At 47.3% G+C, this 12,219-nt stretch carries 10 protein-coding genes; 8 read left to right on the top strand and 2 right to left on the bottom strand.

The window, feature by feature from the left end; genetic code table 11:
• Positions 1-110: 110 nt before the first annotated feature.
• From EEX84_RS09945 to EEX84_RS09920, 6 genes are all read left to right on the top strand, one after another.
• Positions 111-815 carry a response regulator transcription factor gene (locus EEX84_RS09945; protein WP_123165488.1) on the top strand — a complete coding sequence of 235 codons (705 nt, stop codon included), beginning with the start codon at positions 111-113 and terminating at the stop codon, positions 813-815.
• On the top strand, positions 816-1,844 hold the full coding sequence (locus EEX84_RS09940; RefSeq protein WP_123165487.1) for a sensor histidine kinase: 1,029 nt from the start codon (positions 816-818) through the stop codon (positions 1,842-1,844).
• Positions 1,822-2,595 (top strand): ABC transporter ATP-binding protein, encoded by a 774-nt coding sequence (locus EEX84_RS09935; RefSeq protein ID WP_123165486.1) that lies wholly within the window; start codon positions 1,822-1,824, stop codon positions 2,593-2,595. The genes EEX84_RS09940 and EEX84_RS09935 overlap by 23 nt, the downstream gene beginning before the upstream one ends.
• Entirely contained in the window at positions 2,567-4,504 is a 1,938-nt protein-coding gene (locus EEX84_RS09930) for an FtsX-like permease family protein (protein WP_123165485.1), read from the top strand. The genes EEX84_RS09935 and EEX84_RS09930 overlap by 29 nt, the downstream gene beginning before the upstream one ends.
• Positions 4,505-4,603: 99 nt before the next feature.
• Positions 4,604-6,157, top strand: coding sequence for a fatty acid--CoA ligase family protein (locus EEX84_RS09925; RefSeq protein ID WP_123165484.1), 1,554 nt, complete (start codon positions 4,604-4,606; stop codon positions 6,155-6,157).
• A 188-nt stretch (positions 6,158-6,345) separates the two neighbouring features.
• Positions 6,346-8,328 carry a S9 family peptidase gene (locus EEX84_RS09920; RefSeq protein ID WP_123165483.1) on the top strand — a complete coding sequence of 661 codons (1,983 nt, stop codon included), beginning with the start codon at positions 6,346-6,348 and terminating at the stop codon, positions 8,326-8,328.
• Positions 8,329-8,603: 275 nt separating this feature from the next.
• Here the strand turns inward: EEX84_RS09920 and EEX84_RS09910 are convergent, their stop codons facing one another.
• Positions 8,604-9,380, bottom strand: a complete 777-nt coding sequence (locus EEX84_RS09910) for an enoyl-CoA hydratase-related protein (protein WP_123165481.1) — start codon at positions 9,378-9,380, stop codon at positions 8,604-8,606.
• 103 nt (positions 9,381-9,483) lie between these two features.
• On the opposite strand from EEX84_RS09910, the gene EEX84_RS09905 reads away from it, so the two are divergent.
• Both EEX84_RS09905 and EEX84_RS09900 read left to right on the top strand, forming a co-directional pair.
• The gene (locus tag EEX84_RS09905; RefSeq protein ID WP_123165480.1) at positions 9,484-11,100 is read left to right on the top strand and encodes an ABC1 kinase family protein; all 1,617 of its coding nucleotides are present in this window, start codon (positions 9,484-9,486) and stop codon (positions 11,098-11,100) included.
• A gap of 121 nt (positions 11,101-11,221) precedes the next feature.
• Positions 11,222-11,587: a YhjD family protein gene (locus tag EEX84_RS09900; RefSeq protein WP_123165479.1), complete on the top strand. Its 366-nt coding sequence runs from the start codon at positions 11,222-11,224 to the stop codon at positions 11,585-11,587.
• Here EEX84_RS09900 and EEX84_RS09895 read toward each other — a convergent pair.
• Positions 11,584-12,138, bottom strand: coding sequence for a competence protein ComK (locus EEX84_RS09895; RefSeq protein WP_123165478.1), 555 nt, complete (start codon positions 12,136-12,138; stop codon positions 11,584-11,586). The two genes, EEX84_RS09900 and EEX84_RS09895, sit on opposite strands and share 4 nt — an antisense overlap.
• Between the last annotated feature and the right edge of the window lie 81 nt (positions 12,139-12,219).

The raw sequence follows: 12,219 nt of genomic DNA, 5'->3' as shown, positions 1-12,219 counted from the left end.
TTAAAATGGGACTAAGTTACATACTGTGATCGACAGTCTTCAAAACAGTGGTTGAAGACACTGGAGAAGTCAGGCTTCTAATGTGAAAAGAAATAGAAAGGGGGGTTCTTGTGTCTGCACAACGGATTTTTATCGTGGAAGATGATTTGAAAATCGCTGAAATGCTGGCCGATACGCTTCGTAAATATCATTATGAAGTAGAAACAGCAAAGGATTTCGATCAAATTCTCGAAGAAGTCGAAGCATTTGATCCCCATCTGATTTTGCTGGATATCAATTTACCTTCCTACGATGGTTACTTCTGGTGTCGGCAGCTCAGACAGAAAACAACATGCCCGATTTTGTTCATCTCTGCACGGTCTGGTGAAATGGATCAGGTTTTTGCATTGGAGAACGGTGGCGATGATTTTATCACGAAACCTTTCCATTATGAAATCGTCCTTGCAAAAATAAAAAGCCATTTACGCAGAGCCTACGGCGAATATGCACCAAAACAGGAAGAACGATCGGTCAAGGCCGGCCGTATCGAATTGTTTTTGGAGCGAATGGAATTGACGGTCAAGACAGTGGCAATTCCATTGCAGAAAAAGGAGTGCACGATATTGGAGTTGTTGATTTCACAATATCCGAAAGTAGTGACGCGGGAACAGTTACTGGAAGAGCTGTGGGATGACCAGGCGTTTGTTGATGAAAATACGTTGAATGTCAATATGACACGCGTCAGAAAAAAGCTGGCGGAGTACCAGGTACTGTCTACGATTGAGACGGTGCGCGGGGCAGGGTACCGGTTATTGATTCACGAGGAGGAACAGTAAATGCTGCGGTTGTTTTTAAAAGAGCACGCGGCGTTCATTGTCTTTCAGGCCCTGCTCGTGGCCTTTATCCTGGCGCTGTATTGGCTGGACGGTTTCCGCAACGCCGATACGGCGATTTATTCGTTTGTTATCAGTACGCTGCTGGTTATCACTTTTCTAATTGCCCGTTTTATCAAAAGGTATCGTTTTTATCAGAAAATAACTTCAACACCAAAAGCGATGGAACATGCTTTGCAACGTGATGGAAAATCGCCGGAACAGCTGCAAATGGAAGCTTATACACAGAGCCTTTACCGACTTTACCAACAGGAAGTGCAGGCGCTGTATGCTGCGCAAAACCGGCATCTTCAGTTTATGAATCAATGGGTACACCAAATGAAAACTCCATTATCGGTCATGCAATTGCTGCTTCAGCAACAAGGGGAATTGGATAAAGACAGCGTCCGGGAAGAATTGGAGCGGCTGAAAACAGGACTGGATACGGTGCTTATGAATGCAAGGCTGGATACATTTGAACAGGACATGCAGATAGAGCAGGTTCCTTTGCGTCAACTTGCAGGAGAATTGCTGACGGAACACAAGCGGCTGTTCATCTCCAAGCGGGTCTATCCGGAACTGGCGATAGCGGAAGATATTCAGGTGCCCACCGACCGTAAATGGATGAAATTCATCCTGAGCCAGTTTTTGACGAATGCCGTCAAATATACATTCGAAGCGAACAAGAAAATATATATCCAGGCATCCTGCAAAGATCATCATGTTTTGCTGACCATTCGGGATGAAGGAATCGGCATTCCGTCTTCCGACTTGCCACGTGTAACAAAAGCGTTCTTTACAGGAGAAAATGGAAGGAAGACCGGCGAATCAACCGGCATGGGCTTATACCTGGCAAAAGAGGTATGTAAAAAACTCGGTCATCGCCTGACCATCGATTCAGTCCAAGGAGAAGGGACGACTGTATCCGTCTTGTTCTACAACCAAGACACTGCAACAGGAGGGGAACATGATGTCGCTAGTGAAAGTCGATGAAGTGACAAAAGTATATGAAGGAAAAGTGACGCACCGTGCGCTCAACCAATTAAGTTTTAACGTGGAAAATGGGGAGTTTCTGGCCGTCATGGGTCCTTCGGGCAGTGGCAAAACCACTTTGCTGAATCTGATTTCCACCATAGATGTATTGACTTCAGGGGAAATTTTAATAGACGGCATCAATCCGCAGGTTCTTGATCAAAATGAGTTGGCTCTGTTCCGCAGAAGACAGCTGGGGTTCGTATTTCAGGATTTCAATTTGCTTCAGATGCTGACAGTGGAGGAAAATCTGGTGTTGCCGTTGACGCTTGATTACATTCCGACAGATGAAATGGCACAGCGTGTGCTGGACATGGCGAAACGTTTGAATCTGAGGTCCATCCTGCATAAGCGGCCAAACGAAATTTCCGGTGGTGAAGCCCAGCGAACAGCCATCGGTCGTGCGCTGATTCATCGGCCGGCGTTGATCCTGGCTGATGAACCGACGGGCAATCTGGATTCCAAAGCTTCAAAAGACGTATTGGAATTATTATCGAAAGTCAGCAAGGAACAACATACCACGACCATCATGGTGACCCACGATCCAATTGCTGCAAGCTATTGCGATCGTGTCCTGTTCATCAAAGATGGGGAATTTTTCAACGAAATCTACGGCGATGACCGCAGACAGACCTTCTATCAGCGCATTTTAAACGTTCTGTCCTTATTGGGAGGAAGCGTCAATGACCTTACGGCAACTCGCTTATTATAATGTGCTGCGCAACCGTCGCAGCTACGCCGCCTTTTTTCTGGCCAGCGTTTTTTCGGTCATGGTCTTTTTCGTCTATTCGATGTTCATCTTCCATCCGCTGCTCGAAGAAGACAGTTTACGGGTTTTGGCCGTCCGCGGCATGTTCATCGCAGAAATTGTCTTATACATCTTCACCTTATTTTTCTTGTTTTATTCGATGAGTGCGTTTTTACAGGCGCGTTCGAAAGAGTTTGGAGTACTGGTCCATTTGGGGATGACCAAAAAACAATTGAACAAGCTGATCTTTTTTGAAACAGTGATCCTCGGCGGGGTTTCCACCGTTACGGGGATCGCTTTCGGTTTTGCTTTTACGAAATTTTTCTTCATGATCGGCCGTGAAATCATGCAGCTGGAGGCTTTGCCACTGTATGTTTCGTGGCAGCCGTTCGTTTTGACGATTGCCGCTTTTGCCAGCCTGTTCATCATCATCACGCTCATCAGTGTGTCTTTTATCCGTACAAAACGGGTGATCGATTTGCTGCAGGGGTACTGGAAAACAGAAGAAGTGACAAAGTCCTCGACAGTTCTTTCCTACACTGGCCTTTTGCTGTTGGCGTTGTCCTACGTACTGGCATCAGTGGTTACCGACGCCACGGTCTATATGATGGTGCTGATCGTCCCGCCGCTTGCAACGCTTGGTACGTATCTGTTTTTTACGCATTCCATCCATTTTCTTTTGAATATGTACAAAAAGAACAAAAGTATTTATTGGAATAAAACCCGCCTTGTTTCTTTGGCTGAATCGTCAGTCAAACTGAAGGACAGCGCCCAAATGTTTTTTATCGTTACCATCGTTTCGACGGTAGCATTTTTGACAGTGGGAACACTGGCGTCGTTCACTTCCTATACAGGCGATTTCCGCGAATCCAATCCGCTTGGCCTGATTTATATTTCGTTTAATGGCAACGATGAGGAACAGCAGCACATCGATGGCCTGACACAGGAACTGGAAAACGAACGCTTAGCGTATGACCTGGTTCCATTGACTGTGAAACGGCAGACATCCAGCTTTACGGGAAACGACGTGGACATTGTCTCGGCATCCGACTTTAACCGTTTGGCCGTGGCACTCGGCTATGAGCCGGTCAACCCTGCTCAAGGCCAAGCGCTGTTTATTCCTTATTCGAAGGAATCGCTGGATATACTGGCAGACAGCCAGGTTGAAACGGTGTTAATGGAAAGTGAGGTGCCGCTGTCGATCAATGCGGTCTATCCGCAGCTGATGTTTCCGATTCACACATTGAATTACAACAGCATTGTGGTTAATGACGCTGATTTCGCGGCAGTTGACGAGCCGCTTATGGGTTATGCGGCGGGCCAGTCCACTTTCACTTATTATGCATTTCACATTCCGGAGTGGGAGGAAACAGCCGCTGTCGGGGCAGGGTTGGCAAGCATTGTAGAAGAAGCTTTGGAATCTGAAGATTTCAGTGGTTTGAACTTCTTTTTTGAAAACCCGGGAGAAGAGTACCGCTGGTTCAAATCTTCTTTTGCCCTGCTGTTGTTCATTGGTGTCATGGTGGCAGCGGTATTCCTGCTGGCCGCCGGAAGCTTTATCTACTTCAAACTGTATACGGGACTCGAACGGGATCGGAAACAGTATTTGCTGTTGGTTCGATTAGGCATGACGGACAAAGAACTTGGAAGAATTGTTAACCGGCAACTGGTGCCTCAATTCTTCCTGCCATGGACGCTGGCACTTTTGCACAGCGCCTTTGCTTTTATCTCTCTGCAGGTAGTGTGGGATGAGTTTGCCCAATTGTCGATTTTGGTGGAGATGGCGCTTGTGCTCGGTGGTTTTACATTGGCGCAGGTCCTGTATTTCTTTTTGATCCGCTGGCGCTACATCGCCCATTTGCAGGCATCATGAAAATCATGATGCCTGTTGTATTGTCTGAAGATTTATTTTATAATGAAAAGAGTTAAAATATGAATGAGTATTCATTCAACGCGAAAGAGGGATGGGAAGATGAATTTAGTCACAAGTGTTCAAGGCATTGCATCGCAAGAACCTCATAGAACGGCGTATCATTTCATGGGAAAAGGTACGACCTATGGTGAATTTGATCAGTCAGTAGCGAAATTTGCAGGGGCTTTGCAGGAATTGGGCGTGGAAAAAGGGGACCATGTCGCATTTCTTTTGAGCAATACACCTCATTTTTTAATTTCGTTATACGCAACGATGCGTCTTGGTGCTACAGCTGTTCCGATCAACCCGATCTACAGCCCTGATGAAATCGCTTACATTGTAAAGAACAGCGATGCGAAGGTGGTTATTGCACTGGATAAACTCCTGCCGTTGGTGGAAAAAGCGCACTTGGCATTTCCGGCGGTGGCGGATTATATTATGTGCGAAACAGAGCCGGACCTTGCGGGTAAACTGCAGCAATTGCCGACGGAAGTGAAAGGAAAGGTTTCTGATTTTACGGAACTTCTCAAAAAAGCGCCGGCTATCGGGACAGAAGTCGAAGTGGCTACAGACGATAACGCGGTCATCCTGTATACTTCAGGAACTACCGGCAAGCCGAAAGGTGCGATGCTGACGCATGGGAACCTGTATTCCAATGCACGGGATGTTGGCGAATATTTGAAAATGACGCCGGATGACCGTGTGATTGCCACTTTGCCGGTCTTCCATGTATTTGCGCTTACAGTGGTAGTCAACGCACCACTTATGCAAGGAGCGGAAATTGTGCTGGTCCCGCGCTTTAATCCGAAAGAGGTGTTTGACGCCGTTAAATCCCGGAAGGCAACAGTTTTTGCCGGAGTGCCGACTATGTACAACTTCATGTATCAATATCCGGATGTGGATCCGGCAGATTTCAATACAGTCCGTCTGGCGATTTCCGGCGGTTCCGCTTTGCCTGTGGCATTGCTGCATAATTTCGAGAACAAATTCAACGTCCGGGTTTCCGAAGGATATGGGTTATCGGAAGCATCACCGGTTACTTGCTTTAATCCAGTGGACCGTGAACGGAAAGCTGGATCGATCGGAACTTCGATCATCAATGTGGAAAACAAAGTGGTCAATGAACTGGGAGAAGAAGTGCCTCCTGGAGAAGTGGGCGAATTGATCGTACGCGGCCCGAATGTCATGAAAGGTTATTACAAAATGCCGGAAGAAACAAGCGCCACCATCCGGGATGGCTGGCTGTATACAGGGGACTTGGCACGCGTGGATGAGGAAGGTTATTTCTTTATCGTCGACCGCAAAAAAGATTTGGTGATTGTTGGCGGCTACAATGTCTATCCGCGTGAAGTGGAGGAAGTGCTGTTTACACATCCAGGCATTACCGAAGCGGCAGTGGTCGGCTTGCCGGATCCCGATTTCGGGGAAGCGGTCCATGCGTATGTTGTTCTGAAAGACCAGGACCTTACGATAGACGAATTGAAAAGTTATTGCGCTGAACACCTGGCAAAATATAAGGTGCCGAAACATATTGAAATTCTTGACGAGCTGCCGAAAAACACAACCGGTAAAATCTTGCGCCGTGCACTGAAAGATCAGGCAATCAGCAAGTAACAAGAAAGCATGACCAGTAATTTGCTGTGTTCGTGGGAAGTAAAGTGAATAACGAGAGATGGATATGGCTCCGGATTAACTCCGGAGCCTATTTTTGAATGATTTAATTGAAAACACTGAGTTTTTTCATTATAGTAAAGAAGCAAGTATTGCGATTATCGAAATAATTCCTGCAAGGAGGACTTCAAGTGGAGAAAAAAGCGGTAGAAATAAAAGACTTAACCAAATTGGTGTCAGTGACAGATCCAAAGATTTCACCGGATGGCAAACGGGCTGTTTTCGTACGGACGCATATCAATGAAGAAGACAATACATACATTGCTCATCTCTATCATGTCGATTTGATAACTGGAGAAGTGACACAATGGACACAGGGCAAAGAACGTGTTTCTTCCCCTCAATGGTCTGAAGACGGAAAATCCGTAGCTTTTCTGTCCAATCGCGACGACCAAAACCAGGTATACATCATCTCGGCCCAGGGCGGAGAAGCACGAGCCGTGACGGATTTCGAAAAAGGCGTCACCGGTTTCCGCTGGTCTCCATGCAACAAGAAAATCTGGTTCAGCGCACTTGTCAAAGAAGGCAAGACCTTCACCGATAAAGAGGAAAAAGACAAAGATGAAAAGAAAAAACCGGAACCGTATGTCGTCGATAAGATGAAGTACAAAGCGGACGGCCTGGGCTTGTTGCCGAAAGAGTACCACCGACACATCGGTATGATTGACATCGAGTCCAAAGAAGTGGAGCAGATCACAGAAGGGAATTATCAGTACAGCCTGGAAGCGGTGTCCCATGACGGTGGGAAAGTGGTATACGGTGTGACACGTGAAGAAAATCTCGATTTTGTGTTCCGCCAGTCGCTGTATGTTTATGATACTGACAAGAAAAAAGAAACGGTGTTGATCGAGGAAGAAGGACCTTTCGGAGGAGCGGCTTTTTCCCATGACGACACGAAAATTGCGTTCGGCGGCAACACGCGCCAATTTGAAAACGCCACGCATATGGAGCTGTATGTCGCGGACGTCAACGGAAAATCACGTGTTTGCCTGACGGAAAGCCTGGATTTGCCGGTTGGCGATTATGTGGCAGCAGACCATCAGCAGGGAGCGAACGCGCCGCTTGCTGTCTGGACAAAAGATGATCATTTGTATTTCCAGGTGTCCGCAATGGGCGATGTACGCCTGTATTTTGCTTCCTTGGATGGTGCCTTGTATCCGGCGTCTCCTGATTTAGAGCATGTATACGGCTATGACATCTCGCGTGACGGTTCTTTTGCGCTGGCCACCATCAGCAACCCGGTCAACCCCGGTGAATTATATAAACTGACCATTGCAACGGGCGAACGGGAAGCTCTCACTGATTTCAATAAAACCTATTTGGAAGAAACGGAATTGATTGCACCGGAACTGATTATTGCCAGAGGCGCAAAAGACTGGGCGGTCCATGGCTGGCTTATCAAGCCTTATGGATTCAAAAAAGGAAAGAAATACCCGCTGGTCGTCAATATCCACGGGGGCCCACATGCCATGTACGCCAATACATTCGTCCATGAAATGCAATTGTTGGCAGCTCAGGGGTACGGTGTGTTATTCGTCAACCCACGCGGCAGCCACGGTTACAGCCAGGAATTTGTCAATGAAGTGCGGGGGGATTACGGTGGCGGCGATTACGAAGACATCATGAAATCCCTTGATGATGTCATTGCCGCAAACAGCTGGATTGACACGAAGCGCCTCGGCGTTACAGGCGGCAGCTACGGCGGATTTATGACCAACTGGATTGTCGGTCATACCAACCGTTTCAAGGCAGCTGTTACACAGCGTTCGATTTCCAACTGGATTTCGTTCTTCGGTGTGTCGGATATCGGCTATTACTTCAGCGATTGGCAAATTGGTGCCGATATGACGGATGTCGATAAGTTATGGAGCCATTCTCCGTTGAAGTACGCGAAAAACGTGGAAACGCCGTTGTTGATTCTCCATTCGGAAAACGATTACCGCTGCCCGATCGAGCAATCCGAACAGCTGTATATTACGTTGAAGAGCATGGGTAAAGAAACGGAATTTGTCCGTTTCCCAGAAGCCGACCATAACTTGTCGCGCACCGGTAAACCGAATCTGCGTTTTGCCCGCCTGGAACAGATTACAGGCTGGATGGAAAAGTATTTATAAGGATGATATAGAAAAGAGTTGTTTTCCGTTCCGGCGCTCGCTTTCCGCGGGCACGGCCTCAGCCGCTTCACTCGCTCTGCTCGCTCCAGGGTCTTCGGCTCGTGCTGTTCCCGCAGGAGTCGAGCGCCTGCACTCCAAACAACTTTGTTTCCTTGTGATGAAGAATTTTTATGCTCAATCAAGAGATCAAAGTAGCAGAAGCAGTAAATATCAAAAACAGGTGGAGAATTTTCTCCACCTGTTTTTTTATGCTTATGGAATAGCTCTTTGGATGGTTATTTTCCTTTAAACACTGGTTTCCGCTTGTCACCGAAGGCGTTCAGCGCTTCGATGCGGTCTTCTGTCGGAATCGTCAGTTCGTACGCTTTCCGCTCGATCTGGAGCCCTGTCTGCAAGTCGGCGTTCATGCCGTTCTTGATGGCAAACTTCGCCTGCTGCAAAGCAATCGGTCCATTGGCAAGCAGTGTATCGGCGAATTCCCCGGTCACTTCCGCCAAGTTGTCGCGTGCTGCCAGTTTGGTTACAACACCGTATTCAAGCGCTTCTGCAGGGGTCAAACGGCGTGCCGTCAAAATCAACTCCATTGCCTTTGCTTCGCCAATCAGTCTCGGCAACCGCTGTGTGCCGCCCGCCCCCGGGATGATGGCTAAGCTTGTTTCCGTCAGCCCGATGCGGGTGTCGTCTGCGATGATCCGGAAATCACACGCCAATGCGAGTTCCATGCCACCGCCGAACGCAAAGCCGTTGATCATGGCGATCGTCGGCTGCGGCAGGTTTTCAATTGTCGTGAAGACTTCGCCAATTTTATAGAGGTTGCGTTTCACATGTTGTTCGGTCAATGTTTTGCGTTCTTTTAAATCGGCCCCCACACTGAACGATTTTTCGCCTGCTCCTGTAAATACCACTGCCCGGATGTCCGGGTTGATGCGGATCGCTTCCACCACTTGTCCGAGTTCCGCCAGCATATCGTAATTGAAGGCATTCATCGCTTCGGGTCTGTTGAAAGTGATAAATGCCAGACTTCCCTGTTGTTCGTAATGGATTGTGTCCATTTCCATCCCCCTTTATCAAACCTGCTGTGCTTTTCAAACATACCATTTTTTGGACTATTCCGCCAACAATCCTTATAATGAAATTCAAAGGAGGAACCGTTACATGAATCGTATTCCAATCATCCGCATTAGCCGGATTGTCCTTATGGCAGTCAGGTTCTATTTACAAGTGCTGTTCTTCCATAGGCGCCACCGCGGAGACTGGAATCCGTTGGTGATGGAGAAGTGGAACAAAATGGTGACGAAACAAGCAAAGGATTACAAAATACTGGCGTTGAAGCTCGGCGGCCTGATGATTAAACTGGGCCAGTTCCTGTCCACACGTGCCGATATCATGCCGCCTTCTTTTCTGGTGGAGCTGGAAGGGCTGACGGACCGTGTGCCGTCCATTCCAAGGGAAAAAATCGTTTCCGTGCTGGAAAAGGAGTGGAACACGCCTTACACAACTTATTTAACGTCTTTATCGGATGCAGCCGTGGCTTCGGCCTCTATTGGGGAAGTTTATAAGGGTACATTGCAGGACGGCACAGAAGTGGCGGTGAAAGTCCAGCGTCCTGGAACGGATCGCATCTTACGGGCGGACTTTCAGGCCATCCGGATTGTCATCTGGATGGCGAAAACATTTACTCCATTTTCCAAACAAATCGACTTTACCCAATTGTATTTGGAAATGACCGAAACCATCGGCAATGAACTGAATTTTTTGAAGGAATTACATAGTGGACGTTCTTTTGCAGATCGCTTCGGTGATATGGAAAGCATTTATTTTCCCGTATACTATGAAGAGTTTTCGACAAGGCGCGTGCTCGTCATGGAATGGATTGAAGGGGCGCGTATAACGGATCTGGCGTTTATTGAAAAACACGGTTTGGACCGGCGGGAAATCTCGGAACGGCTTTTTATGCTGTTTTTGGAACAGGTGTTGTACGGCGGCCAATTCCATGCCGATCCTCATGGCGGCAATATTCTGCTGAAACCGGATGGAACCATTGTGCTGATTGATTTTGGTATGACAGGGGTCATCACCAAATCGGATTCTCAGGCGGTGCTGCGGATTGCGGAAGGCATCCTTTTCAAAAACTATGACCAAGTGCTTGACGGGCTGGAAGATTTGCGGTTTTTGCTTCCGCAGGCGGACCGGCGCTTGCTTGCGGATACGATTTCACGACTCGTCACGGCCTATGAGTCGAATGAATTGATGCAAATGGACAGTTTTGTAGTAGAGCGGCTGCTGCGGGACATACAGGAAATTGTCCGGACGCAGCCGGTTCAGCTGCCGGCTGAATTTGCCTTTTTTGGGCGCGCGGTTTCGACGTTTATCGGAGTGCTCCATGTATTGGATCCAAATGTCGATTTGTTGGGAATTGCGCGGCCGAAAGTATTGGAATGGGCATCTTCCCAAAAAGGGGACGACCGCATCTTTGGAAAAGAAGATGTGTTCCGCTGGCTGCTTCAGTCAACCGGACCGCTGCGTGCGTTTCCGCAGAAAGTCATCAATTATTTGGAAGAGCCCGAGCGGCTTCGCCATTACCTCGAAAACCGGGACGGCAAGGAGCGGGAATACCAACGGCGTCTGCAAAGCCGAATGTTTGCCGGGATCTTTTCAATTCTCTCTTTTACGGGAATTTCGGTGGCTGTGTGGTTTTGGCACGAAGTTTATCTATGGGTGTCGTCCATTTTTTTCATCGGTTCGCTGTGGGTGTACCGTTCGATTAAATAAAAAAATCTATGCCACTGCGGTGGCATAGATTTTTTATTTGGAAAGTCTTGCAATTTCTTTAAGACAGAGTAGAATAAAGATAAGAACATATGTTCCCTTTCTTAAAGAGGAGGTGTGAAACATGCCATTGATTTCTCAGGAGCAGGTGGTCCATTTTGAAAACATGATTTACTTGCCGATGGTGTTGACCATCCTGGAACGGGATCGAGCCTTGTTCGAGACAGGGGCTTTCAAACTGAACCGCCCTTATATCGAATTGGTGGACGGGGCGATCAAGCAAGTGCAGAAAGAACTGAAAGAAACGAAAATCCATATGCGGAAACACCATATGAAAATGCTGCGCGGTACCGGCGACGACACTTTTACGGAATATGTATTTTATCATGGAGGCTATGAAGATCATCGGCGTTATTTGAATTTGCGTCTTCGCAACCGTGTGGAGGAGTTGCTGCGTGTCTATTTGGCGATGTCGGACAAAGAGCTTTAGCCTTGAGGATGCTGTCTTCTCAGAGCCAATTTGGGCTTTGATAAATAGACCAATTGCTGTTTGTGCATGTTCTGCGCTTTTTTGAAGTATCTCCGCAGTGAACCGGCAAACGAATGCTGGTTTCTCAAAGCGATGGGGGAAACATCCAAATCCACGGTTTCGCCATTGCTTAAATAGACAATGCTGCCTTTTCCGCTGGCATCACTTTCGATCAAGTCGATGGCATCGAAATTGAACCAGACGGCATCTTTGTTTTTCGGTGAATGAGTCGGGAAAAAGATGAGTGGATTGCCATAATACTCTCCAATGATGACGGGGGGTTTATGTTTGACTCGGACGGCTTTTTGGGAATAGAGGGTGGCGCTTTCCAGAGATCCTCTGTAAAAAGAGCAGGAGCTGGTAATTGTTTTGTAAATCGATTGTTCAATGACAAATTCATTTCGATCTTCGATGACGCGCGTTACTGTCCGATGGCCGTCGACATACGGGATGAGTGCGTATGTATTGCTGCACACAATATATGAAGAAAGCGGGTAATTCTTTTTACCCATTATAAAACACCCCCAAATTTACTTTACATATCCTATTATAATAAAAAATGGAAATTCCGCAATACTTTTAATCAGAAAATA

Origin of the sequence: Planococcus salinus, from assembly GCF_003719725.1 — a bacterium.
In the GTDB taxonomy this organism is placed as follows: Bacteria; Bacillota; Bacilli; order Bacillales_A; family Planococcaceae; genus Planococcus; species Planococcus salinus.
The sequence above is the reverse complement of the archived record's forward strand: the minus strand, read 5'-3'. Positions and strand labels throughout refer to the sequence as shown.

What these genes read in the sequence shown, in the direction of transcription:
- EEX84_RS09940 (WP_123165487.1), top strand. Translation starts at nt 816, where the DNA reads ATGCTGCGGTTGTTTTTAAAAGAGCACGCGGCGTTCATTGTCTTTCAG.
- EEX84_RS09935 (WP_123165486.1), top strand. Translation starts at nt 1,822, where the DNA reads ATGTCGCTAGTGAAAGTCGATGAAGTGACAAAAGTATATGAAGGAAAA.
- EEX84_RS09905 (WP_123165480.1), top strand. Translation starts at nt 9,484, where the DNA reads ATGAATCGTATTCCAATCATCCGCATTAGCCGGATTGTCCTTATGGCA.
- EEX84_RS09925 (WP_123165484.1), top strand. Translation starts at nt 4,604, where the DNA reads ATGAATTTAGTCACAAGTGTTCAAGGCATTGCATCGCAAGAACCTCAT.
- EEX84_RS09930 (WP_123165485.1), top strand. Translation starts at nt 2,567, where the DNA reads ATGACCTTACGGCAACTCGCTTATTATAATGTGCTGCGCAACCGTCGC.
- EEX84_RS09900 (WP_123165479.1), top strand. Translation starts at nt 11,222, where the DNA reads ATGCCATTGATTTCTCAGGAGCAGGTGGTCCATTTTGAAAACATGATT.
- EEX84_RS09910 (WP_123165481.1), bottom strand. Translation starts at nt 9,380, where the DNA reads ATGGACACAATCCATTACGAACAACAGGGAAGTCTGGCATTTATCACT.
- EEX84_RS09895 (WP_123165478.1), bottom strand. Translation starts at nt 12,138, where the DNA reads ATGGGTAAAAAGAATTACCCGCTTTCTTCATATATTGTGTGCAGCAAT.